The sequence below is a fragment of the Mycobacterium sp. AT1 genome (assembly GCF_002043095.1).
GTDB lineage: Bacteria > Actinomycetota > Actinomycetes > Mycobacteriales > Mycobacteriaceae > Mycobacterium.
The window spans coordinates 48,780-73,200 of the sequence record NZ_MVOC01000046.1 but is presented as its reverse complement, the minus strand read 5'-3'; the positions used below and the strand labels follow the sequence as shown (position 1 = coordinate 73,200).

Genomic DNA, 24,421 nt, shown 5'->3' with positions numbered 1-24,421 from the left:
AGCCAAAGAGCTGCGTTCGACGGAGGTCCCCGAGAACGGAGTGACACGTGACGATGGTTGAGAACTTGCGAAATTGGCGTCGACGACTGGCGGTGGCCGCCCTCGTCACGGCAGTCCTTCCCGGCCTGATTGGCATCACCGGCGGATCGGCGACCGCAGGGGCCTACTCGCCACCGGGTCTGCCGGTCGAGGACCTGCAGGTGCCGTCGGCCGCCATGGGCCGCAACGTGCTCGTCAGGTTCCAGCCAGGTGGCTCGCACGCGGTGTACCTACTCGACGGACTACGGGCCCGTGACGACAACAGCGGCTGGGACATCGAGACCAACGCGTTCGAGAAGTTCAACGGCTCGGGTGTCTCGGTGGTGATGCCCGTCGGCGGCATGTCCAGCTTCTACACCAACTGGGAGCAGCCGGCCGTCGGCAACGGCCAGACCCAGAACTACCAGTGGGAGACGTTCCTGACCTCGGAGCTTCCCGCCTATCTGTCGCAGAACAAGGGCATCTCACCGACCGGCAACGCCGTCGTCGGACTGTCCATGTCGGGCAGCGCCGCTCTGATCCTCGCCGCATACCACCCCGGCAACTTCAGCTTCGCGGGATCCGAGTCGGGCTTCCTGAACCTGTCACAGGGCATCTGGCCGACGCTGGTCGGTATCTCCATGCGCGACGCGGGCGGGTTCGACGCGGGCGCCATGTGGGGCCCCGGCGGAGGACCGGACTGGCAGCGCAACGACCCCACGCTGCAGGCGGGCAGGCTCGCCGCCAACGGCACGCGAATCTACGTCTACACCGGCAACGGAAGGCCGAACGAGCTGGGCGGTGGCGACCTGCCTGCGACCACGTTGGAAGGGTTGACCCAGGGCAGCAACCAGGCCTTCCAGAATGCCTACACCGGCGCGGGCGGGCGCAACGCGACGTTCAACTTCCCGCCCAACGGCAGCCACGCCTGGGCGTACTGGAGTCAGCAGCTCGACGTGATGAAGCCCGACATCATCCGCACCATCGGCTAGAGAAACCCTCCGCCGAGTGTGGAGTTGTTCCACGCCGAGACACCTCGGCGCGTGCATCAACTCCACACTCGGCGGGGAGGGGTCAGGACTCGTTGCGCAGTTTCACCATCCGCGTCGTGGAGCTCTCGTCGAGCACCACGACGTCGGATCGTGAGCGCAGGAAGTCGCTGAACGACCGGAAACCCAGCGACTTCTCACTGAACGACGGGTCCATCCGCTTCATCTGCGCCTTGACCGCGGAATTGTGCAGCCATTCGACGTCGTCCTTCTCCAAGCCGATCAGCAACGCCCGTCGCAGCAGCCCGGTCGCGTCGGCCTGCGGGTCCGGGGCCTCGGGCTCCTCCTCGACGGCCTGCGGCCGGGTGGCGCGGCGGCGCGGCGCGCGCTTCTTGGGTTCGGGTTCCGGCTCCCCGTCTTCCGCGCCTTCGCCGTCGGCTTCGGCCTTGACGGGAGCCGGGGTCGGTTCGAAGACCGGCACGCCGGGCAGTGCGTCGTAGATGACGAAGTCGTCGCACGCCGCTGCGAGGGATCGGCTCGACGAGCCCGCCACCCCGATGCCGACGACGTAGCGACCGAGCCGCTTGCACCGCTGGGCCAACGCGATGTAGTCGGAGTCGCCGGCGACGATCACCACGTGCGTCAGGTCGGGCAGGCGGAACATGTCCTCGACGGCGTCGACGGCGAGCCGGATGTCGGCGCCGTTCTTGCCGTACGCCGCGGCGGGGAACAGCTGCACCAGGTCCACCGCCCGGCTCACCAACTGACCGCGGTATCCGGCGTTGACGTCGGCCGACCAGTCGGCGTAGGCGCGGGTCAGCACCAGGGTCCCGAACGACGAGGCGAAGTCGATGATCGCCCCGACGTCGACCGTCGCGCGGGACAGCCGGTCGACCTCGAGCCCCTTGGTCTTGTCGCGCTGGAACGAATTGCGACCGTTCACTTGGTCGTATCGCGAGATCACGATGTTGTCGAAGTCGAGGTAGACCGCGACGCGGGTGTCCTCACGTTCTGTCATGGGTTCAGTCTGAGCCGCGCACTCGACGCACGTCACCTCGGGTCCGGCGAAGGCATTTTCAGCAACTCGTCAGCCACTGTTCCGCAAACCGCGAGGCGGAACGGGTCCGCGGACGGGTCGCCCGCCTCGCCGCGTCGGCGTCGAATTGACGGCGACGCGGGGATAGAGTCGATGTGCCGGCATGGTGAAGAAGACGCTGGGCGGCACGGCCCCGAAGCCCCGATCGATAGCCGACAGGTTGGTTCATGAATTCTTCTAGCGAGACGCAAACCCCGTCACCTGCGCAGTCCCAGTGGCTGTCCAAGTCGGCATCACAGACGCGTGGGTCGGACAAGAAGGAAGTCCAGTTCCACTACGACATCAGCAATGAGTTCTTCAAGCTGTGGCAGGACCCGAATCAGGTCTACAGCTGTGCGTACTTCGAGAAGGACGACTACACGCTCGAGCAGGCGCAGCTGGCGAAGATCGACCTGTCGCTCGGCAAGCTCGGCCTCGAACCGGGCATGACGTTGCTCGACATCGGCTGCGGCTGGGGCGCCACGATCAACCGCGCCGTCGAGAAGTACGACGTCAACGTCATCGGCCTGACGCTCTCGGAGAACCAGAAACGGCACATCGAAGAGCGCTGGCTCGCCAACTACAAGGGCAACCGGACGATGGACGTCCGCCTGCAGCCGTGGGAGGACTTCAGCGGCAAGGTGGACCGCATCGTCTCGATCGGCGCCTTCGAGCACTTCGGCTTCAACAAGTACGACGACTACTTCAAGAAGACCTACGACTGGCTGCCCGACGACGGCGTGCAGATGCTGCACACGATCACCATCCCCGAGGATGAGGAGATCAAGGCCAAGAAGCTGCCGCTGACCATGTCGCGGGTGCGCTTCATCAAGTTCATCATGGACGAGATCTACCCCGGCGGCCGTCTGCCGCTGGCGTCGATGGTGACCAACCACGCGATCAAGGCCGGCTTCCAGGTGACCCAAGAACAGCACCTGCAGCCGCACTACGTGAAGACGTTGGACACCTGGGCGGCCAATCTCGAGGCCAACAAGGACGAGGCCATCGAGATCACCAACGAGGTCATCTACGAACGCTTCCTCAAGTACCTCACCGGCTGCGCCGACCTGTTCCGCGAGGGCTACACCGACGTCGTCCAATTCACTTGCGTGAAGGCGTAATTGACGACGGTGTAGTAGCTTTTGCACACTGAATTTTGATCAACGAGGACCGTAGCGACCTGGTCCGCTCCATCGGGTGAAGGAATGTCGCACATGGTTGAGACGAAGGCCGAATCGACGAAGACGTCGACGGCAATGGAGCCACACTTCGAAGAGGTACAGGCTCATTACGACCTGTCCGACGACTTCTTCGGGCTGTTCCAGGATCCGTCGCGGACCTATAGCTGCGCGTACTTCGAGCGTGATGACATGACGCTCGAAGAGGCGCAGATGGCAAAGATCGACCTTGCCCTCGGCAAGCTCGACCTCAGGCCAGGCATGACGTTGCTCGACGTCGGGTGCGGCTGGGGCTCGGTCATGCAGCGTGCGATCGAGAAGTTCGACGTCAACGTCGTCGGCTTGACGTTGAGCAAGAATCAGCGCGCGTTCGGCCAGCAGCTCCTCGACGGACTGCCGACCGAACGCACCCGCCGGGTGCTGCTTCGCGGGTGGGAGCAGTTCGACGAGCCCGTCGACCGCATCATCAGCCTCGAGGCGATCGAGGCGTTCCCGCCGGAGCGCTATGCGCCGTTCTTCGAAACCTGCAGCAAGATCCTGCCCGCCGACGGCCGCATGGTGTTGCAGGCGATCCTCGGACACCCGCTGAAGCGCTGGCCCGAGATGGGCATCCCGATCGTGATGACCGACCTGCGGTTCATGCGCTTCATCGCCAAGGAGATCTTCCCCGGCGGTTCGGTTCCGTGCGACGAGGACATCGTCAACCTGTCGCAGGCCGCCGGGTTCACCGTCGCGGACAAGCAGCTGCTCGACGAGCACTACGTCCGCACGCTGGATCTGTGGGCCACCGCGCTCGAGGAGCATCACGACGAAGCGGTCGCCGCCACCTCCGAGGAGGTCTACCAGCGGTACATGAAGTACCTGGTGGGCTGCAGCGACTTCTTCAAGCGGGGCATCAGCGAGCTGGGGCAGTTCACTCTGGTCAAGGGCTGACGCTGGCGCCCATCTCGACGTGGGCGCCGCTGCGCTCGCCGGTCTACCGCGCGCTGTGGATCGCGCAGCTGGTCTCCAATCTCGGCACCTGGATGCAGACCGTCGGGGCGCAATGGATGTTGGTCGGCGACCCGCGCGCGGCCATCCTGGTGCCGCTGGTGCAGACCGCGACCACGCTGCCGGTCCTGCTGCTGGCGTTGCCGTCGGGCGTCTTGGCCGACCTGGTCGACCGTCGTCGGCTGCTCATTGCGACGCAGGGGGCGATGGCCGCGGGGGTGGGGCTGCTCGCCACGTTGACCGGGTTTGGGCTGACCACGCCAGCGGTGCTGCTGACGCTGCTGTTCGTCATCGGGTGCGGGCAGGCACTGACCGCCCCGGCATGGCAGGCGATTCAACCCGATCTCGTTCCCGCCCAACAGATTCCGGCGGCAGCCGCGTTGGGCAGCATGAGCTTGAACGGGGCACGGGCGATCGGCCCAGCCATCGCAGGCGTGCTGGTGTCGGTGGCAGGCCCGACGTCGGTCTTCGCGCTCAACGCGGTGTCCTTCGTCGGGATCGTCGTCGTGCTGGTGTGGTGGCGTCGGCCTGCGGTCGAACGCGACTATCCACCCGAGCGCGCGCTTGCCGCCCTGAGCGCGGGCGGACGGTTCATCCGCAGTTCGCCGATCGTGCGACGGATCCTGCTGCGCGCTGCGTTGTTCATCGCCCCGGCGAGCGCGCTGTGGGGACTGCTCCCGGTGATCGCCGCGAACCGGCTTGGACTGTCGTCGTCGGGTTACGGTCTGCTGCTTGGCGCGCTCGGCCTCGGTGCCGTCGTGGGCGCGTTCCTGTTGGGGCGTTTGCGATCACGCTTCGGCCAGAACCTCCTTCTTACCGCGGGCGCGGCGGGGTTCGCCGTTGCCACCGTGGTGCTGGCGTTGGTGCCCGTGTTCTGGGTCGTGTTGCTGGCCTTGATCATTGGTGGCGCGTCGTGGCTGCTGTCGCTGTCGACGCTCAACGCCTCGATGCAGCTGAGCCTGCCCGCGTGGGTGCGGGCCCGCGGACTGTCGGTGTACCAGTTGATCTTCATGGGCGGGCAGGCGTTGGGCTCGGTGGTGTGGGGCCTGGTTGCCGGCGCCTCGACCAGTTCGATCAGCCTGTTGGTCAGCTCGGCACTCTTGGTGGTGTGCTCGCTGTCGTCGTTGTGGTGGCCGCTGCACGCGAAGACCAGCAGCCTCGACCTGACCCCGTCCTCGCACTGGCCCGAGCCGACGCTGATCTTCGAGCCGGAACCGCTCGACGGTCCGGTGTTGGTGTTGACCTCCTACCGCGTCGACCCGGCGGACGAAGAGAACTTCCTGGCGGCGATGAGGGTGCTCGGCCGATCGCGGCAACGCACGGGCGCCTCGCAGTGGCGGCTGTTCCGCAGCGTCGAACACGAGTCCACGTTCAAGGAGACGTTCATCGTGCGCTCCTGGGGTGAGCACATGCACCAGCACTACACGCGTCTCACCGGTCAAGACCTCTTGATCGAGCAGGCCGTCGAGCGCTACACCGACGGGGTGCCGGTCTCCGAGCACTACCTCGCGGTGCGGGAGCAGTAGCTCTAGCAAAGTCCTTTCAGTTCGGCCTCTAGTTCGGCGTTGGCGCGGTCGCGGGCGAGTGGGGCATCGGCCGCACCGAGCGCTAGCGTTTCCCGCGAGCAGACGCAAAGGGCCCTCAATCGGGCCAATGCAGGGCCCTTTCCGTCTGCTCGCGGGGTGATTGGCGGGGGTCGGGCGGGCTCAGGTGAGCCGGCGTCCGGACTCGCTCTCGAACAGGTGCACCCGGTCGGCCCGGACGTCGACCGTCATGGCGTCGCCCGGCGCGGGCGTCCTCCCCCAGCCCGCGACGGTGGCCGCCTCGACCACCGCCGTCAGCCGGTGTGCGCCCGCCGTCACGATGAACACGTAACGCGGCCCGAGCAATTCGACGATCTCGACGGTGCCGTTGCCATGCTCCGCCGGGGCGACCAGCATGTCCTCGGGCCGCACCCCCAACGTGACGGCAGCCGCGTCGGCACCGGGGGCGGCGAACCGAACCCCGTCACCCTCGAACGTCCCGGCCCGCACGGTGCCGCCGAGCAGGTTCATGCTCGGCGAGCCGATGAACCCCGCGACGAAGGTGTTGGCCGGCCGGCGGTAGAGCTCCTCGGGCGTGCCCACTTGCGCGATGGTCCCTGCGTCGAGGACGACGAGTTGGTCGGCGATCGTCATCGCCTCCTCCTGGTCGTGCGTGACGTACAGCGCGGTGATGCCCGAATCCTGTTGCAGGCGCCGGATCTCGGATCGCAGTTCGACGCGGAGTTTGGCGTCGAGGTTGCTGAGCGGTTCGTCGAACAGGAACACCTTCGGCGTCCGGACCAACGCCCTGGCGATGGCGACCCTCTGCTGCTGGCCGCCGGACAGTTGACGAGGCTTGCGGTCGAGCAGCGCGGTGATGCCCACCCGGTCGGCGGCCTCGCGCGCCCGCCGCGTCGCCTCGGCCTTCGCAACCCCGTTGTTGCGCAACGGAAACGCAATGTTGGCCGCCACCGACAGGTGCGGATACAGCGCATAGTTCTGGAACACCATGGCGACGTCGCGCGTCCGCGGGGACTCCGTGGTGACGTCGCGACCACCGATCGACACGGTGCCACCGTCGGCCGTCTCGAGTCCGGCGACGATGCGCAGGGTGGTGGACTTGCCGCAGCCGGACGGACCAACGAGCACCGTCAACGAACCGTCGGGCAGGGTGAGGGTCAGATCGCCGACGACGGCGTGGTCGTCGTAGGTCTTGGTGAGGCCGGCGATCTCGACCGCGCTGGTGGGACTGCTCATTTCGTAGCTCCGGTGGTCAGTCCGCCGACGAGGTAGCGCTGGGCGGCCAGCGCAAGCACGTAAACGGGGGCGACGCCGAGCAGCCCGGCCGCGGCCTGCTGGCCGAACTGCACGTTGCGATCGCCTTGAAAGAGGGACAGTCCGACGGTGAGGGTTTGGCTTTCCTTCGTCACGGCGAGGTACACGGCAAACAGGAAGTCGTTGTAGGACAGGAAGAACGTGACCAGTAGCGCGGCGACGATGCCGGGCCACAGCAGCGGGATGACGACCTTGCGCAGGGTCGCCACGACGGACAGCCCGTCAATCGCGGCAGCCTCGTCGATCTCCACGGGAATGCGCCGCACGAAACCGTCCAGCAACCAGGCGGCCACCGGGACCCCCGCGATGCCGTTGACGAGGATGAGGCCGACGACGCCGTTGGTGAGCCCGGCGTAGCGCAACAGGAAGAACAACGGGATGATCGCGACGATCGGCGGCGCGCAATAGCTCGCCAACAAGACCGTCAGCAGTCTCTCGCCCCGGACGTGCCGGGCCGTGAAATAGGCTGCGGGCGTGGCGATCACGACCGCCAGCACCGCGGCGCCGACCGCCGAGACCCACGAGTTGGCCAGCATGGTGCCCAGCTCGATGGTGTCGAACACCTTCACGAAGTCGTCGAAGGACACCGTGTCTGGCAGCAGGCTGGAGTTGAGCACCTCGCCCGCGGGGCGCAGCGCCAACGACAGCAGGTACGCGATCGGCAGCAGCGCAACGGCGACCGCGCCGACGAGGACGACGCGAGCCTTCACGCGTCGGCCTTGAGCGCGCGGGCCCGCAGCGTCGTGACGACGGTGGCCACAGCCCCGACGACGAGACCGAACACCAGCGTCTGGGCGGCAGCGGTGCCCATGTCGAAGCTACCGCGCAGACCGGTCTGGTAGATCACGAACGGCGACAGGCTCGTCGAGAAGCCCGGTCCCCCGGCGGTGATGACGACGAGGAGGTCGAACACCTTGAAACCGATGACCAGTTCGAGCACGGCGACGGCCCAGATGCTTGGGGCGATCGCGGGCCAGGTGACGGTGGTGAAGGACCGCCACGAGGTCGCACCGTCGATGAGGGCGGATTCGAGAAGCTCGGGGCGGACGACGCCAAGCGCGGCGAATGCGATCAGCGTCGCAAACGGCGTCCATTGCCAGACGTGGATGACCACCAGCACGACGAAAGCCCCGACGTCGGATCCCAGCGGGTTGAACCCCGCCAGCCCGACGGCCTCGAAGACGGTGGCAAGCCCGCCACCGACCGGAGCCAGCAGCAGCTTCCAGGCGACGCCGACGAGCACCGGTGCGGTCACCAACGGCAGCAGGAACAGCGCTCCGACGACGCCGAAGCCGCCACCGCGATGGCGAAGGAGCAGCGCGATGCCGAGCCCCAGCAGCGTCGTCACGACCGCGACGAGGACCGCGAAGATCGTCGACTTCCACAGCGACGGGGTGAACGCCGGCGAGGCGAACGCTCCGGTGAAATTGGCGAGTCCGGTGAAGCGGTTGAGCGGCTTGGCGAGTGAGGACTTCGTCACAGCGAGCGCGACCAGGCAGATCGTCGGATAGACCAACAGCAGCGCCAGTCCGGCGACGGCAGGGGCGGCCAACCAGGCAGGAACGCGTCGAGTCACGTGGGGGCACGCTATGCGCTGCCCCGCTCCCGCGGCGATGGATTAACTCATGACGAGTCCAGGAGGAGCCGTCACAGACGCCGAGCGCTGCGCTAAACCCCTGATCAGGGTACCCTAAGGTGTTTGTGCTCGCCCATGCTCAACGACGAGGCCCCGGGTGTTGCTACATGCCACGTACGTGCAAAGGGGTGAGCCTCGGTGGTCGGACTGTATGACCCGGATCAGGAGAAGAGCAGCTGCGGCGTCGGCTTCCTGACACGCAAGGACGGCCGCCAGACCCACGAGGTCATCCGCAAGCTGCACGAGGCGCTATGCGCGGTCCCCCACCGCGGCGGCATGTCCTCGGAAGGCGTCGGCGACGGCGCTGGCGTCAACCTCGACCTGTCGCTGCGGTTCTTCCGCAGGGTGACCGGCCGACCCGACCTCGACCTCGGCGTCTTCGGCGTCGGCAACTTCTTCCTGCCCAACGACCCGGCCTTCCACGCCGAGGCCGAGCAGGTCGTCCGCCAGGCGCTCGCCGATCGCGGTTTCGACATCCTCGTCGAACGCGAAGTTCCCGTGGACGACACGGCCATCCGGCCGGCCGCGGTCAAGTATCAGCTGCCCATCCGCCAGTGGGTCTTCACCACGGCGAACGGCGGGCCGCTGTCGGACCGCAGCATTCACGACGCCCTGATGGCCATCGAAGAAGTCGCCTACACCCGTCCCGAACTCGAGGGCATGTACCCGCTGTCGCTGAGCGCCCGCACGCAGGTACTCAAGGGTCGGCTGAACTCGAACGAAGTGGTCCCGTACTTCAGCGATCTGTCGGACCCGTCCATGGAAGTGCACTCGATGTTCTTCCACACGCGGTTCTCCACCAACACCGCGCCGAATGCGACCATGGCCCAACCCTTCCGGTTGATGGCGCACAACGGCGAACTCAACACCGACAAGAAGAACCGGCTCTCCGACAACGCCATCGCCCTGGCCCGCAACCGCGCGATCATCCGGCCGCACGGCCAGTCCGACAGCTGCCGGCTCGACCAGACGCTGCAGAACCGCGTCCTCGAGGACGACCTCGACCTCGTCACCGCCGTCGTCGCGATGATGCCGCCGGCCTGGGAGAACGACCCGACGCTGTCGCCCGAAGTTCGCGCGATGCTGGAGTTCTTCAGCCTCTACGAGGAGAAGAACGACGGGCCCGCGGCGCTGATCTTCGGCGACGGTCGCTACATCGGGGCCCGGCTCGACCGACTTGGGTTGCGCCCGTTGCGAACCGTCGAAACCGCCGAGTACCTGGGCGTCATGTCGGAGGCCGGCCAGCTGTACTTCGAGCCCGACGAAGTGACCAAGCGGGGCCGGATCGAAGCCGGCGGCATGCTGTACTACGACCACTCCCGGCGCCGCTCGTTCACCACCGTCGAGGCGCTCGAAATGCTTGCGGCGCAACATGACTACCCGGCGATGGTGGCCGAGTCCCGCGTCAACCTCGACGAGTTGCCCGCCGTCCCGCCGGAAGGGCAGCTGTCACCCGCCCGCTACAACGGCGACCTGAACCGCTATCAGCGGTACGTGGCGTACTCGCTGAACCAGGAGAGCTTCAAGTTCCTGATGGACCCGATGCTCGCCACGGGTCAGGAGAAGATCTCCGCGATGGGGTACGGCGCGGCGATCAACGCGCTGTCCAATCACGAAGGCGGCATTGCGCGGTACTTCTCGCAGCGGTTCGCCCAGGTGACCAACCCGCCGCTGGACAGCATTCGCGAGGCCGACGGGATGACGCTGCGGGTGGCGCTCGGCGCGAAGCCCAACAGCGGTGCGACGCCCGCGCCGCAGATCGTGATCAACTCGCCGATCCTGACCCATCTCGACATGCTGAAGATCCGCGATCAGAAGCAGACGCCGGTGCGCCGCTTCGGCAGTCGATACCGCGTGGTGCTCGACGACGGGGCGGCCAACGCCGCCGCGTTGATCGCCGGAATCGACGAGCTGTGCGACGAGGTCGAGGCCTTCGCCCGCGAATCCGGTGGCATCGCGGTCATCTCGGACCGCCACGTCACCAGCGAGCTCGCCGCGATGCCCATGACCATCGTGATCTCGGCCGTCAACCAGCGGCTCATCGAAGAGGGCCTGCGCCGCCGGGTGTCGGTGATCGTGGAGAGCGGTCAGGTCTGCTCGTCGCACCACGTCGCGACGGTCCTCGGGTTCGGGGCGTCGGCGGTCTATTCACTCAGCGTGCAGATGCGCGCCGAGGAGAAGTTCGGTACTGACGAAACCGCGATCACGACGGCGTTCAAGCGATTCAAGAAGGCCGCCGAGAAGTCGCTGATGAAGACCATGGGCCGCGTCGGGCTGTGCACGGTGGAGAGCTACATCGGTGGCGAGTTCTTCGAACCCAGCTACCTCGACACCAACGGGCCGGTGCTGAACAAGTACTTCCCCAACGTCATCTCGGTCGTCGGCGGCGTCGGATTCCGCACGCTGTCCGACACCTCCGCCGAATGGCACGCCCGCGCAGTCGAAGTCGGCGACGAGAAGGACGTCCCGCTGCTTGGCCTGTTCAAGGAGCGGGCCGAGGGCGCCGGGCATTCCTACGGGACGACGGCGGTGCGCGGCTTCATCGACATGACGGAGGAAGCCATTTCCTTCGGCGACGAGGCCCGGCCCAAGAACGAGCAGATGGCCGATCCCCTGTTCCTCAGGACGCTGCCGTTACATCAACTCGAGGGTGCGTTCGGTCTTGACGACGAGGCGTACCGCAACAACAGCTTCGACGAAATGACGCCGCGGGCGATCAACAGCTTCGACATCACCCCGGGCTACCGCAGCTTCGTGTTCGCGGTCAACGCCGAGCGGACCCGTCGTCCGGCCGCCCTTCGCGACGTGCTGGCGTTCCCCGCCGACGTCAACTTCGTGCACACGGCCGAGGAATTCCGTTCCGAGATGGGCCAGTTCGCGCAGTTCGGCAACAACTCCTACCTGGTGCGGGGGTTGACGCTGGTCCGGGTCGGCGACGAGTTCACGCTGCGGCTGACTCACTCGCCAGGGCGGCTGACTGCGCTGGCGGACTCGCTGGTGCAGCGGTTCGGCGACGAGATCGTCGACCACGAGGTGATCGGCGACCGGCTGTGGCTGACCGCCCGCGGTCGGGCACGGAAGTATCTGGCGCAGCTGCAGTCGGCGCCGGACTCGATCCCGCTGCCGTCGGTGCAACCGGCCGACGAGATCACCGCCACCCTGACCTCCGGCGCGATGAGCCACGGCGCGCTGGTGGCACCCGCCCACGAGGCCGTCGCGCACGGCACCAACATGGTCGGCGGCCTGTCCAACTGCGGCGAGGGCGGCGAGCACCTCACCCGCTACGGCACCATTCGCGGCTCACGCATCAAGCAGTTCGCCTCCGGCAGGTTCGGGGTGTGGGCCGGCTACCTCGCCGATCCGATGCTCCGCGAGCTGGAGATCAAGATCGGTCAAGGTGCGAAACCTGGTGAAGGCGGCCAGCTTCCGGCACCCAAGGTGACGGTGCAGATCGCGGCGGCCCGCGGTGGCACCCCCGGCGTCGAGCTCGTCTCACCGCCGCCGCATCACGACACCTACTCGATCGAGGACCTGGCGCAGCTCATCCACGACTGCAAGGCCGCGAGGGTCCGCGTCATCGTCAAGCTGGTCTCCAGTGAGGGCATCGGCATCATCGCCGCGGGCGTCGCCAAGGCGGGTGCCGACGTCATCAACGTCGCGGGCAACACCGGCGGCACCGGTGCCGCGGCGGTGACGTCGTTGAAGTACGCGGGCCGCTCCGCCGAGATCGGCGTCGCCGAGGTACATCAGGCATTGGTGGCCAACGGGATTCGGCAGAAGGTGGTGCTGCGGGCGTCGGGCGCTCATCAGACGGCCAGCGACGTCGTCAAGTCAGCGCTGCTGGGTGCCGACAGTTACGAGTTCGGCACCACCGCGCTGATGATGCTCAAGTGCGTGATGGCCAAGAACTGCAACATCAAGTGCCCGGCCGGTTTGACGACCAACGCCGAGGCGTTCGAGGGCGATCCGCGCGCACTGGCCCAGTACCTGCTGAACATCTCCCACGAGGTGCGGGAGATCCTGGCGACACTAGGGTTGTCGTCGCTGCGGCACGCCCGCGGGCGCAGCGATCTGCTGCACCTGCTGGATCACCCGTCCAGCATCGGCCAACTGGACCTGCGGGCCATGCTCGCGCCCGCGCACGGCTTCGTGCCAGAGGACCCGATCTACCTCGAGAAGGACTACGCGGTCGACGACGCGCTGTTGGCTCAGCTGAACCTGGACGGCGTCGTCACCGACCCGGTGGCACTTGGCAACATGAACAAGAGCGTCGGCGGCCAGCTGGCGATCGACATCGAGCGGATGCTGAATCACCCTGGACCGGACGGGATTGCCGACGGTCTGGCCGTCGCGACCGACGACCGCGGCAGGCGCTACCTGCTGCCGGACAGCGTCGTCATCACGACGACGGGGTCGGCGGGCCAAAGCTACGGCGTGTTCTGCAACGACGGAATGACGCTGACGCACAAGGGAACCTGCAACGACGGCGTCGGCAAGAGCCAGTGCGGCGGCACCATCGCGGTGCGCTCCCCCGGCGGTGGTTCCACGCAGCCCGGCGGCAACGTGCTGATCGGCAACTTCGCGCTGTTCGGCGCGTCGGGCGGGCGGCTGTTCGTCGAGGGTGAGGCCGGCGACCGGTTCGCGGTGCGCAACTCGGGTGCCACCGCGGTGGTCGAGGGCGTCGGCGAGTTCCTCTGCGAGTACATGACCAACGGCGCGGTGTTCAACATCGGCGGCTTCGGAAAGGGTGTCGCCAACGGGATGAGCGGCGGCTTCCTCTACCAGTACGACCCAGCCGGCGACCTGCCCTCGAAGGTAAGCGCCGACTCGGTGAAGTTGGCGTCGATCACCGAGGCGCCGTTCCACGAGGTGGCGGCACGCACACTGCTGGAATGGCACGTGGCGGCCACCGGCTCGGTGAAGGCCACTGACCTGCTGGCGGATTGGGAGACCACGCGCACGCACGTGGTGTACGCGATGCCGAGGGCGCTGCTGCAGTACCAGGACGCCGACGCGATCCTGTCGTCCAAGACCCGCAAGGAGCTGCTCGACGAGTTGGCCGCTGCACTTGCGGGTCATCAGGTGGCGAAGTTCAAGCGGTCCTACCGCGACGACGAATACGTGCTCGGTGGCGCAGTGCCCGGTTACGGCGTCACCGACACCGAGGACATGTATGCGCTCCTCAACACCTACACGGTGCTGAACATGGCTCAGCAGCTGGCGCTTTCACGCCTGCCGGGTGTCACCGACGTCACCGACGCGAGAGTCGGCAAGGCCGTTCGCAACCTGGTGCTCACCGAGGACTTCTACCTCATCCAGAAGCTGCAGAAGTACGCGCGCAATGCCGTGGACGGTTTCACCGACGAAAACCTGGCGGTGTTCGTCGCGAACAAGCGGATCACCGACTACAAGGCGGCCCTGACCCAGCGCAACGTGCTGTCGACGGACAGCCCTGGCACGTACGGGTGGATCTTGCATCAGGACAGCAAGAACGTCGAACGGATCGGCAGGTTGCCGTCGTTCGAGGAATTGTTTGCCGCACAGTCGATCCCAGACGTCGCGGCGTCGTTCGAGTCGTTGGAGAACGCATGACGAAGATCGCCTACATCCCGCAGGACGCGCCGTTCAACGAGGATCAGCGCGCGTGGATCTCGGGCTTCCTGGCGGGGCTGCACTCGCGGCTGGCGATGAGCGTCAACGCGCCGCCTCCTGCCGTCGCCGACCAGGTTGAGCCGGGGCCGTCGCTGCGGATCCTGTACGGGACGCAAACCGGCAACGCCGAGGGTGTCGCGAACGATGCTGCCGCGGCGGCGAAGTCGCAGGGGTTCGAGGTGACGGTCAGCGGGCTCGACGAGATCGAGCTCGAGGAGTTCGCGGGCCTGAAGTACGTGCTGATCGTGACGTCGACCTACGGCGAGGGCGAGATGCCCGACAACGCCGAGCTGTTCTGGGAGGCACTCGCAGCGGACGTGGCGCCGCGGCTGGAGAGCGTGTCGTTCGGGGTGTTGGCCCTCGGCGACACCGGGTACGACGGATTCTGTCAGGCAGGCAAGCTGTTCGACATGCGCCTCGAGCAGCTCGGGGCAACGCGAGTGCTGCAGCGGGTGGACTGCGACGTCGACTACGAGACCGATGCCGCGGCGTGGATTCAGCATGCATTGACCGCGTTGGTGCCCACCTCGGGTGCGACGGGGATGCCGAGCACGCCCGCGCCGAGTGCGGTCGCCCGGTCGGGGTGGACGCGCAAGAACCCGTTCACCGCCGCGGTCGCGACCAACCGGCTGCTGTCGGGGGCGGGGTCGGACAAGGAGATCCGGCACGTCGAATTTGCGTTGGCGGACAGCGGAATCGAGTACGAGACCGGCGACGCGTTGGCCGTCATCCCGGAGAACGACCCGGAGCTGGTGGACGCGATCGTCGAACACTTCCGGATGTCGGTCGGCACGCTCGTCGACGGGGAGCCGCTCGGGAAGCTGCTTGGCCAGAAGTACGAAATCAGTGCGCCGTCGAAGGATCTGCTTGGCGAGGTCGAGAACCGCGCCGACAACGAGGAGCTGTCGCACGTGCTGCGCGGAGGCGTGAAGGAGACGCTGGACCGCTGGCTGTACGGCAAGGACGTGCTCGACATCCTGCGGATCGCAGGTGACGACCTCAGCGTCGAGGAGTTCCTCGGGCTGCTGAAACCGCTTCAGCACCGGGCGTATTCGATCTCCTCGAGCGCACTGGCGCACCCAGACCGGATCCACCTCACGGTCGCGGCCGTGCGGTATCAGTCGAACGGCCGTGAGCGCGGCGGCGTCTGCTCGACGTTCCTGGCCGATCGCGCGGCCAAGGCGAAGATCTTCCTGCAACCCAACAAGTCCTTCCGGGTGCCCGCGGACGACGACGTGCCGATGGTGATGGTCGGCCCCGGCACGGGCGTGGCGCCGTTCCGGGCGTTCCTACAGGAGCGCGCCCTGCGAGGGGCCAAGGGCCGGAACTGGCTGTTCTTCGGCGACCAGCACCGTGCGCACGACTTCGCCTACTGCGACGAGATCGCGGGCTGGCAGCAGTCGGGTCTGCTGAATCGGTTGGAGCTGGCGTTCTCTCGCGATCAAGCGGAGAAGATCTACGTGCAGACGCGGATGCTGGAGCACGGTCGCGAGTTGTTCGGCTGGCTCGAAGAGGGCGGGCACTTCTACGTGTGCGGTGACGCGACGCGGATGGCCAAGGACGTCGACCACGCGCTGCACGCCGTCGTCTCGGCGCACGGCGGCATGGACGACGACGCGGCCACGGACTACGTCAACTCGCTGAAGCGCGAGAAGCGTTACGTGCGCGACGTGTACTGAGCCTCCTTCCTCGAGAGTGCGGTGTCAGTACGACAGCCAAGCCCTGCAATTGTTGACGTTGGCGCAAATTTGCAGCTCGCGGTGAATATGCTGCGCGCATGCCCGAGTACGCGCCGTCCGCCCCGCCGTCGCTCGACGACGTCCCTTCCGTGTCCCTGCCGACCGATGCGCAACTCGCCGGCAGGCCGTACGCGCTGCCGATCGACATCCTCGCCGAGTTGCACGGCCCGATCTTCTACGGCGACTGGAGCGGTAATCGCAAGCTCTACGCGTGCTCCGAGGAACTCGTCGCGGAGCTGTGCGACGAGAGCAGGTTCGCCAAGAACCCGACGGCGTCGCTGGCACGGATCCGCCCCTTGGCCGGGGACGGGTTGTTCACCGCCTTCCACGGCGAGCCGAATTGGCAGACGGCACACGACGTTCTACTGCCCGGATTCAGCTACTCCGGGCTGCGCAACTACCACGACGCGATGTTGGCGATCAACCAGCAGCTGGTCGCGCGGTGGGACGCGCGCGTCGGGGTGGGTCCGGTCGACGTGTCAGGCGATCTGCAGAAGCTGGCCATGGACACCGTCGGGCTGGCGGGGTTCGGGGCGCGGTTCGAGTCGTACGACTACGACGGCCTGGCGCCCATCCCGCAGAGCTTCACCAACGCGCTGACCGAGGTCTTCACCAACGGCGAGTCGCCCGCATTCGAGGCGGAGCTGGCCACCCTGCACGGGTACTTCGACGAGCTGATCGCCGGACACTCCGGCGGCGGCACCGGCGATCTGCTGTACGTGATGCTCGGCGCCGACGGGGCCCTGTCCGACGACAACGTCCGCAACCAGATCATGACGTTCCTGATCGCCGGGCAGCTGACGACGTCGGAGCTCATGCCGAACGCCGTCTACAACCTGGTGCACCACCCCGCGGTGCTGGCCCGCGTGCAGGCCGAGGTAGACGCCGCATTCGGTACCGACGACGACTACCTGCCGACGTACGACGACATCGGCAAGCTCGCCTACCTGCGCCAGGTGATCAGCGAGACGCTGCGCCTGTCGCCACCGGTGCTGAACTTCGATCGGATGGCGTTGGCGGACAACGTGATCGGCGGCGTGTATCCGGTCAAGGCGGGCGAGGCCGTCACGATCCTGACCGGCGCGCTGCACCGGCAGCCGGAGTGGGGCGACAACCCCGAGCTGTTCGACCCGTCCCGGTTCGACTCCGATGTCGCCGAGGGTCGGTCGACGGCGCTGTTCAAGCCGTTCGGCACAGGGGAGCGGTCGTGCATCGGGCGGCAGTTCGCGTTGCACGAGGCGGCAATGCTGCTCGCGCGGCTGGTGCACCGCTATCGGCTGATCGACTCGCAGCACTACGTGTTGCAGTGGGAGGGGTTGAGTCGGCGGCCGGTCGGGTTCTCCGTGGAGCTGGTGCGGCGAACGTCGGAGGAGCGGGTGGTGGTGGCAACTGCTCCTGCCACCGCCGTCGCCACTTCGGCGTCGGCGCCCGTTCGGGCGGGCACGACGCTGGCGGTGCTACACGGCTCGAATCTCGGCACCTGCCGGGCACTGGCCAAGCAGCTCGCGGAGGAGGCAACCGACATCGGTTGTGTCGCAACGGTGGCGGCATTGGACACGGCGGTGGGCGGGTTACCCCAGGCCGATGCGGTGCTGATCGTCGCATCGTCGTACAACGGTCAGCCGACGGATGACGCGCGGGAGTTCTACTCGTGGTTGCAGTCCGATGATGCCGTCCTCCAGAATGAACCGCTGTTCGCGGTGCTCGGCGTCGGCGATCACAACTGGGCGGACACGTACCAGGCCGTGCCCAAGATCTACGACGAGCGGCTGACGGCGCTCGGTGGACGGCCGCTGGTGCCGAGGGCGGCGGCGGACACGTCGGGTGATCTGACGGGGACGCTGGAGGAGTTCGAGACGGCGTTGTGGTCGGCGTTGGCGGAACACTACGGCGATCCGGATGCCGTATCGCTCACCACGAACGACGAACCGCTGTACGACCTGCGCTTCATCGAGGGCCCGCTGACGGCGGCGATCGACGAGCGATTCGCGGTGCAGCCGATGACGGTCACGCTGAACGACGAGTTGGTGAACGTGCCGGGTCAGGCGAAACACTATGTCCGGGTGGCGCTTCCCCCGGATGTGTCGTATTCGACGGGTGACCATCTGACGGTGCTGGCCGACAATCCACCCGAGGTGGTGGACACGGTGCTCGAGCTGCTGCAGATCGACCCGGAGCTGCGGCTGTCGATCAATCCGCGGCGCACGTCGCGCCGGCTGATCGCGCTGGACCGCGAGGTGAGCGTGCGCGAGCTGCTGACGCACTTCGTCGAGTTGCGGAAGCCGGCGACGCGCAGCCAACTGAAGAAGATGGCGGCGGTCAACCCGTGCGAGCCGGAACGGAAGGCGCTCGAGGCGTTGGCAGACTCGGAGGATCCGTGTGCGCTGAGCCCGCTGGAGTGCCTGGCGCAGTTCAAGGCGTGCGCACTGACCGGTGCCGAACTACTGGAGCTCCTGGAACCGATGACGCCACGGCACTATTCGATCGCGTCGTCGTCGAAGTTGTCGGCGCACGAGGTCGCGCTGATCGTCAGCGTGCTCGACACGCCGGCGCGGTCGGGCTACGGGCTGTTCAAGGGGGTGGCGTCGAATCATCTGGCGGGGGTCGTGCCCGGTACCCGGATCCGGGCGAGGATCGACCCGGCGCGGCAGGCGTTCCGAGCGGGCGCGGAGCCGAAGCGCAACGTGATCCTGGTGAGCGCGGGCACGGGCGTCGCACCGTTCTGCGGCTTCCTCGGTGACAGGTTGGCGGCGAAGCAGGCGGGCGAACCGTTCTCACCGGCGTTGTGCTTCTTCGGCGTTCGCGATCCGGACGTGGACTACATCTTCCGCGAGGCGTTCGAGCAGGGCGAGCGGGAGGGCATCGTGCGGATGCGGCCGGCGTTCTCGCGGGCTCCCGTGGATGGGGTCAAGTACGTGCAGGATCGGATCGCCGCCGATGCGGACGACGTCTGGGAGCTGCTGGGCGATCCTGCGAAGAACACCCACGTCTTCATCTGCGGTGACGGGGGCCGGATGGCGCCGGCGGTGCGGGCGGCGTTCCGAACCATCTACAGCGCGCGTACGGGTGCCGATGACGTGGCGGCGAAGGAATGGCTTGAGGGGTTGGTGGCGTCCGACCACTACGTGGAGGACGTGTGGGCGGGATGAGCGGGTACTCGAACTCGAGGGGTTAGGCCAGGGCCTTGTCCCACTGATTCTGGGAGTTCTCCAGCGACTGCTGAACGGTCTGCGTGCCGTTGACGGCCAGGGCGAGCTGGTCGACCAAGCCCTGCAACAACTGTGGCGCGCCGGCCTCCTTGGGCCACACCAGGGGGTTGCCGTTGAGGCCCTCGCGGATGGGGCCGATGGCCTTGGTCACCACCTTGGCGTAACCGTCGGAGTCGAGCACCTCGCCACGAGCGGGGTCGATGCCGGCGCCGGGGGTCGAGGAGACGACGAGGTTCTGCGGGGCGGCGGTCGCCCAGGCGATGAACGCCGACGCGGCGTCCTGATTCTTGGTGGCAGTGGAGATCCCGAGCCCGAAACCGGCGTCGAGGGCGGTGCGCGGGGTCTTGTTGCTCCCGCCCACCGGCAGTGAGAGTGCGCCCCACTTGCCTGCGATCTTGGACGCCGTCGGGTCCTCCGCGCGCAGGGCCATGTCGGTCCAGGTGTCGAGCATTGCGCCCTGCCCGGTGAGGAAGGCGATGTTGGCCTGGTCGAAGCCGACTTGCAGCGGGGTAGGCAACGCGACGGGGTTGACCTTGACGAGGTGGGTCAGCGCGGCGACCGAGGCGTCGGAGGTGAGCTCCGGCTTGCCGTTGGCGTCCAACAGGTTTCCGCCGTAGCCGGTGAGCCGGTTGACGTAGGAGCAGCCGAGGATCATCGGGACCTGCTGACCGGAGACGATGGCCCCGTAGGCGGCGCCCTTGGCGTCGGTGGTGATCTTGGCGGCGGCGTCGTCGTACTCGTCCCAGGTGGTCGGCGGGGTTACCTTGTACCGGTCGAAGAGTTCGGTGTTGTAGAAGAGGATGTGCACGTCGCCGTCGTAGGGCAGGCCGTAGCGCTTGCCGTCGAGCAGGGTGTACGGGTCGTAGATCGACTTCAGGTAGCCGCTGGTGCCGATCTCGTCGCCGTTGGCGTCGATCCACCCGGTGAGGTCGGTGAGCGCGCCGGCGTCGACGAGATCGCCGAGGCCGAAGTAGAAGTAGTCGAAGACGTCGAACTCGCCAGTGCCGCTTTGGACGTCGAGGACCTGCTTGCTGGTCAACTGGTCATAGGGCGCGGCGGTGACCTCGAGGGTGCCGCCGGTGGCCGCCCTCCACTTGGGCGCCAGGACGTCGCGGAAGGACGTCACGTGCGGCTGGTTGACCAGCAGCTTGAGGGTCACGCCGTCGAAACGTCCGCCCGTCGGGGCGGTGGTGGACAGCGCCGCGGTGCTGCCCTCGGAGCCGCACGCGGCGAGAGCTGGCGCGAAAGCCAGTGCCCCACCGGCGAGTCCGAGTAGTTGGAGCGCGCGGCGGCGACTGAGGTTTGCGGTGGTCACGTGGGAGGACGGTAAGGGAGAGACCGGTGGTCAGACGATGGTTTGACTCGTGGTGATCGTGGGCGGCGTCGTCAGCGCCGGGGTACCGCGGTGCGGAGTTCGGCGTAGGCCCGCACGAGCGCGTCGAGGCTGAAACCGCGGTTGAGGCCGCTGGGGTTTGGCAGGACCCAGGCGGTCGCGCCGGCGAAGTCCACTGGCTGCCTACCCCAGGCGACGTCACGCGTCGAGAGCATGGCCGACAGCGCGCGCTTGCCGAGGAAGGCGACGGCCCGAGGCTGATACCGGCGGATCTTGGCTTCGAAGGCGGGCCTCGCGTCCCGAAACTCCTCGGCGCCAACCTCGGCCGCCGTCGGCGTCGGGCGCGACACCACCGCGGTGATGCCGCAGCCGTGGGTCAGCAACTGGCGTTCGTCCTCGGCGCGCAATCGCCCGTCGGTGAACCCGGCCAGGTGCAGAACCGCCCAGAAGCGGTTGCTCGCGTTCGAGAAGTTGTGCCCGTCGGCGGCCGCACTGGAGGCCGGGTTGATGCCGCAGAACACCACGTCCAGCCCCGGGCCCAGCACGTCGGGGTCGTAGCCACTCGGTTTCATCTCGTCCTCAGTCAACCACCTGCGGCGACGCAAATAGACGGGTCCTGACACTCGCAAAATTGGGTGACGTCACCCATAGTGGAAAGATGACGAACTTCGACTCCCCGTCCACTGCAGGCACGCCGTCGGTGTTGGTGTTCGACGTCAACGAGACACTCCTCGACATCGAATCCCTCGGCCCGCACTTCGAGCGAATCTTCGGAGACGCCAACGTCCTTCGCACGTGGTTCGGCGAGCTCGTCACCTATTCGATGACGCTGACGCTGTCCGGCTACTACGTCGACTTCTTCACCCTCGGCCGCGCCGTGCTGCAGATGGTCGCGACGATCCGCGACGTGACCCCCACCGACGACGACCTGCTCGCGCTGGCCGAGGGCATGCGCACGATGCCCGCCCTCCCCGACGTCGCCCCGGGTTTGGCGAGCCTGCGGGCCGACGGCTACCGCCTGGTCACCCTGACCAACTCCCCTCATCGCCCCGACGTGGCCTCGCCGCTGGACAACGCCGGACTCGGAGACTTCTTCGAGCACCAGTTCACCGTGGACACCCTCGGGGTGTTCAAGCCGTCGATTCACCTCTACCGCCGGGTGGCCGCGCAGCTCGGGGTCGACGCCTCGGAGTGCATGATGGTGGCGGCGCACACCTGGGACACGATTGGAGCCCAAGGCGCAGGCATGCAAGGCGCCTTGATCACCCGGCCCGGCAACGCGCCGCTGATCGCCGACGGCGTTCCACGGCCAAACCTGTTGGCCGCCAACCTCACCGAGCTCGCTAGCCTGCTGGAGCGCCGTCCCGGTACCCCTCCAACAGCCGCAGCCACACCTCGCTGATCGTCGGAAAGCACGGCACCGCGTGCCAGAGCCGGGTAATCGGCACCCGGCCCGCGACGGCGACCGTTGCCGAGTGCAGCATCTCCACCACCCCGGGACCCACGAAGCTGACCCCGAGCAACGTCTGGTCGTCCTCGTCGACCACCATCCGTGCCTGCCCGGTGTAGCCGTCGGCGTAGAAGTTCGCGCCGGGCACCGACTGCCCCATGTCGACGTCGACCGTCCGCACGCGATGGCCGCGCTCCGTCGCCTGCGCGCTGGTGAGCCCGACCGACGCTGCCTCCGGGTCGGTGAAGAAGGCCTGCGGGACGGCGAGATCGTTGGCGGTGGCCACGTGCGCACTCCACGGTTTCGAGTCCAACGCCCGCCCGTTGGCACGCGCACCGATCACGGCGCCGGCGATGCGCGCCTGGTACTTGCCCTGGTGGGTAAGCAGCGCCTGATGGTTGACGTCGCCGAGGGCATACAGCCAATCACCCTCGACGCCGCGGGCCAAGCAGGTGTCGTCGACGTCGAGCCACGAACCGGGCGCGAGCCCCACGGTCTCCAGCCCGATGTCGGCGGTGTTCGGTGTCCGCCCGGTGGCAAAGAGGATCTCGTCGACGTCGAGCCGCTCACCGGTGTCCAGGGTGACCTGAATGGGTCCGGTTCCGCCGGGGCGCAGCAACTCGGTGACGAGCACTTCGGTCCGCACCTCCACGCCTGCCTCGACGAGGCCGCGGTGCACGTGCTCGCCGAGGAACGACTCCATCCGCGGAAGCAGCCCGGCGGTGCGCGCCAACAGCGTGACCCGTGAGCCCAGACCGTGCCAGGCAGTGGCCATTTCGACGCCAACTCCCCCGGCCCCCACCACCGCCAGCCGCGTCGGCACCGTACTGCTGTCGGTCGCCCTGCGGTTGGTCCACGGCTTGGCCTCGGCGACGCCGGGGAGGTCGGGCACCGCGGCAGTGCTGCCAGTGCACACGATCACCGCGTGGCGGGCGTGGAGTTCCAGCCGTCGCTCCGCGGTGGTGACGACGACGCGTCGTGCCCCGTCGAGGCGGGCGTGTCCACGAACCAGGTCCACGCCCATGCCGAGAACCGCGCCGGCGACGGGGGCGTCGTCCCAGTTGGTGACATACCTGTCCCGGCGAGCGAAGACGCCCTTCGCGTCGATCGCCCCGACGACGGCTTCGCGGGCACCGTCGACCTTGCGCGCCTCGGCGACGGCGAGCACCGGTCGCAGCAACGACTTGCTTGGCACGCATCCCCAGAAGTTGCATTCACCGCCGACGAGTTCGCGTTCGACGAGCGCGACGGACAGACCCTCTGCGTGGGCGCGATCGGCGGCGTTGATGCCCACCGGTCCGCCGCCAAGGACGATGACGTCGTAGACCCCTGCCATGTTCTCTCCCAACAATTTTGCTCTAGGTCCGCGTGCGGATCTCGTCGGCGTCGAGACCGCGGTCGACGCCATGGGCGATCACGGTTTGCCCCGGCTCGGGGTGGAGCTGCACGCCGTCGAGGAAGACGTCGACCTTGTCCGGTTCGAAGGAGACGAAGTTGCTGACGCGCTGCACCTCGGTCCAGGCGTTCGGATACGACCACGCCGCCCGCGGCCGGTCTCCGACGGCGTAGTAGCTCGCCAATCCCTTGTAGGGACAAAAGGTCTGCCCCTCCACCGGTTGCAGCGCGGTCTCGTCGACGTCCTCGCGGGGCACGTACCAGCGCGGCGCGAACCCCGACTCGTAGAGCGCCAGCGGGCGCACGGTGTCGGCGACCACACGGTCACCGTCGCGGACGGCGAGATGCCTTGAGGTGCTGCGGATGTCGATCCGGTGGTAGAAGTCGGCGGCGTGCCCCAGGACGCGTTCGTCCTCTTCGTAGAATGCGTCCATCGCCCGCCACGCGAAGGCGACGCGTCCGCTGAGCACCCTTGCGTGGTCGGGCAGCTCGGCGTATTGCCAGGCTGCCCGCTTGACCTCGCGGTCGGCAACCCGGGCGCCGAACCACGTCACCGGCCCCAGGTCGGCGTGTTCGGTGACGTGGCCGTCGTCGACGAGCACCCCCGACGTCACGTCCTCGCGCGGAAAGTAGGCGACGGGATAGCGGCCCGGCTCGTGCAGCAGCACCACGTCCTGACTGTCGGCGATCCAGGCGTCGCCGAGTCGGACCCGCATCCGACGGCGCAGCGGCTCGACGAACGACAACGCAGGCAAGGGCTCCGGGGTGAGGAAGTGGCCGACCGAACGTGAGGCCAACGGCCCCTGCTGCCATGCCAATCCCATGATGTGCCCCTTCGTCGCACCGACCCACGACGCCCGGCCAGTGGTTCCACGGTTAAATGGGCGACAGGTCCCATT

Annotated in this window: 16 protein-coding genes; 8 read left to right on the top strand and 8 right to left on the bottom strand. The window is 67.4% G+C overall.

Going from position 1 to position 24,421, the window contains the following annotated elements:
- Positions 1–53: 53 nt before the first annotated feature.
- The gene (locus B1790_RS21215; RefSeq protein ID WP_079925242.1) at positions 54–1,010 is read left to right on the top strand and encodes an esterase family protein; all 957 of its coding nucleotides are present in this window, start codon (positions 54–56) and stop codon (positions 1,008–1,010) included.
- An 82-nt stretch (positions 1,011–1,092) separates the two neighbouring features.
- On the opposite strand, the gene B1790_RS21210 is transcribed toward B1790_RS21215, so the two are convergent.
- Entirely contained in the window at positions 1,093–2,025 is a 933-nt protein-coding gene (locus B1790_RS21210; RefSeq protein ID WP_079925221.1) for an NYN domain-containing protein, read from the bottom strand.
- A gap of 245 nt (positions 2,026–2,270) precedes the next feature.
- Here B1790_RS21210 and B1790_RS21205 point away from each other — a divergent pair, with 245 nt between their 5' ends.
- The 3 genes from B1790_RS21205 to B1790_RS21195 all read left to right on the top strand — a co-directional run bounded on the left by B1790_RS21205 (position 2,271) and on the right by B1790_RS21195 (position 5,776).
- Positions 2,271–3,203, top strand: coding sequence for a cyclopropane mycolic acid synthase family methyltransferase (locus B1790_RS21205; RefSeq protein ID WP_079925220.1), 933 nt, complete (start codon positions 2,271–2,273; stop codon positions 3,201–3,203).
- Between the two features lie 93 nt (positions 3,204–3,296).
- Positions 3,297–4,193, top strand: a complete 897-nt coding sequence (locus B1790_RS21200; RefSeq protein WP_079925241.1) for a cyclopropane mycolic acid synthase family methyltransferase — start codon at positions 3,297–3,299, stop codon at positions 4,191–4,193.
- Positions 4,190–5,776, top strand: coding sequence for an MFS transporter (locus B1790_RS21195; protein ID WP_079925240.1), 1,587 nt, complete (start codon positions 4,190–4,192; stop codon positions 5,774–5,776). Before B1790_RS21200 ends, B1790_RS21195 begins: the two co-directional genes overlap by 4 nt.
- Positions 5,777–5,956: 180 nt before the next feature.
- Here B1790_RS21195 and B1790_RS21190 read toward each other — a convergent pair whose 3' ends face one another.
- Genes B1790_RS21190 through B1790_RS21180 form a run of 3 tightly spaced genes read right to left on the bottom strand, consistent with a single transcriptional unit; the run spans position 5,957 to position 8,684 of the window.
- Positions 5,957–7,030 (bottom strand): ABC transporter ATP-binding protein, encoded by a 1,074-nt coding sequence (locus B1790_RS21190; RefSeq protein WP_079925219.1) that lies wholly within the window; start codon positions 7,028–7,030, stop codon positions 5,957–5,959.
- On the bottom strand, positions 7,027–7,818 hold the full coding sequence (locus B1790_RS21185) for a carbohydrate ABC transporter permease (RefSeq protein ID WP_079925218.1): 792 nt from the start codon (positions 7,816–7,818) through the stop codon (positions 7,027–7,029). The genes B1790_RS21190 and B1790_RS21185 overlap by 4 nt, the downstream gene beginning before the upstream one ends.
- Positions 7,815–8,684, bottom strand: coding sequence for a carbohydrate ABC transporter permease (locus B1790_RS21180; protein WP_079925217.1), 870 nt, complete (start codon positions 8,682–8,684; stop codon positions 7,815–7,817). Before B1790_RS21180 ends, B1790_RS21185 begins: the two co-directional genes overlap by 4 nt.
- Before the next feature lie 198 nt (positions 8,685–8,882).
- Between B1790_RS21180 and B1790_RS21175 the strand changes: the two genes are divergently transcribed.
- From B1790_RS21175 to B1790_RS21165, 3 genes are all read left to right on the top strand, one after another.
- The gene (locus tag B1790_RS21175) at positions 8,883–14,336 is read left to right on the top strand and encodes a glutamate synthase-related protein (RefSeq protein ID WP_079925216.1); all 5,454 of its coding nucleotides are present in this window, start codon (positions 8,883–8,885) and stop codon (positions 14,334–14,336) included.
- Positions 14,333–16,075, top strand: coding sequence for a sulfite reductase subunit alpha (locus B1790_RS21170; protein ID WP_079925215.1), 1,743 nt, complete (start codon positions 14,333–14,335; stop codon positions 16,073–16,075). Before B1790_RS21175 ends, B1790_RS21170 begins: the two co-directional genes overlap by 4 nt.
- A gap of 98 nt (positions 16,076–16,173) precedes the next feature.
- Positions 16,174–19,284 carry a cytochrome P450 gene (locus B1790_RS21165; RefSeq protein WP_079925214.1) on the top strand — a complete coding sequence of 1,037 codons (3,111 nt, stop codon included), beginning with the start codon at positions 16,174–16,176 and terminating at the stop codon, positions 19,282–19,284.
- Between the two features lie 22 nt (positions 19,285–19,306).
- On the opposite strand, the gene B1790_RS21160 is transcribed toward B1790_RS21165, so the two are convergent.
- On the bottom strand, positions 19,307–20,659 hold the full coding sequence (locus B1790_RS21160) for a sugar ABC transporter substrate-binding protein (protein WP_079925213.1): 1,353 nt from the start codon (positions 20,657–20,659) through the stop codon (positions 19,307–19,309).
- A 71-nt stretch (positions 20,660–20,730) separates the two neighbouring features.
- Positions 20,731–21,249 (bottom strand): G/U mismatch-specific DNA glycosylase, encoded by a 519-nt coding sequence (mug, locus tag B1790_RS21155; RefSeq protein WP_079925212.1) that lies wholly within the window; start codon positions 21,247–21,249, stop codon positions 20,731–20,733.
- A gap of 86 nt (positions 21,250–21,335) precedes the next feature.
- Between mug and B1790_RS21150 the strand changes: the two genes are divergently transcribed.
- Positions 21,336–22,079, top strand: coding sequence for a haloacid dehalogenase type II (locus B1790_RS21150; RefSeq protein ID WP_079925211.1), 744 nt, complete (start codon positions 21,336–21,338; stop codon positions 22,077–22,079).
- On the opposite strand, the gene B1790_RS21145 is transcribed toward B1790_RS21150, so the two are convergent.
- Both B1790_RS21145 and B1790_RS21140 read right to left on the bottom strand, forming a co-directional pair.
- Complete coding sequence (locus B1790_RS21145; protein ID WP_079925210.1) at positions 22,021–23,463, bottom strand: NAD(P)/FAD-dependent oxidoreductase; 1,443 nt, start codon at positions 23,461–23,463, stop codon at positions 22,021–22,023. The genes B1790_RS21150 and B1790_RS21145 overlap by 59 nt on opposite strands.
- A gap of 22 nt (positions 23,464–23,485) precedes the next feature.
- Positions 23,486–24,346 (bottom strand): DUF427 domain-containing protein, encoded by an 861-nt coding sequence (locus B1790_RS21140; RefSeq protein WP_079925209.1) that lies wholly within the window; start codon positions 24,344–24,346, stop codon positions 23,486–23,488.
- Positions 24,347–24,421: the final 75 nt, after the last annotated feature.

Coding starts and splice junctions, on each gene's coding strand:
- B1790_RS21210 (WP_079925221.1), bottom strand. CDS start 2,025: ATGACAGAACGTGAGGACACCCGCGTCGCGGTCTACCTCGACTTCGAC.
- B1790_RS21205 (WP_079925220.1), top strand. CDS start 2,271: ATGAATTCTTCTAGCGAGACGCAAACCCCGTCACCTGCGCAGTCCCAG.
- B1790_RS21145 (WP_079925210.1), bottom strand. CDS start 23,463: ATGGCAGGGGTCTACGACGTCATCGTCCTTGGCGGCGGACCGGTGGGC.
- B1790_RS21140 (WP_079925209.1), bottom strand. CDS start 24,346: ATGGGATTGGCATGGCAGCAGGGGCCGTTGGCCTCACGTTCGGTCGGC.
- mug (WP_079925212.1), bottom strand. CDS start 21,249: ATGAAACCGAGTGGCTACGACCCCGACGTGCTGGGCCCGGGGCTGGAC.
- B1790_RS21200 (WP_079925241.1), top strand. CDS start 3,297: ATGGTTGAGACGAAGGCCGAATCGACGAAGACGTCGACGGCAATGGAG.
- B1790_RS21190 (WP_079925219.1), bottom strand. CDS start 7,030: ATGAGCAGTCCCACCAGCGCGGTCGAGATCGCCGGCCTCACCAAGACC.
- B1790_RS21150 (WP_079925211.1), top strand. CDS start 21,336: ATGACGAACTTCGACTCCCCGTCCACTGCAGGCACGCCGTCGGTGTTG.
- B1790_RS21165 (WP_079925214.1), top strand. CDS start 16,174: ATGCCCGAGTACGCGCCGTCCGCCCCGCCGTCGCTCGACGACGTCCCT.
- B1790_RS21170 (WP_079925215.1), top strand. CDS start 14,333: ATGACGAAGATCGCCTACATCCCGCAGGACGCGCCGTTCAACGAGGAT.
- B1790_RS21215 (WP_079925242.1), top strand. CDS start 54: ATGGTTGAGAACTTGCGAAATTGGCGTCGACGACTGGCGGTGGCCGCC.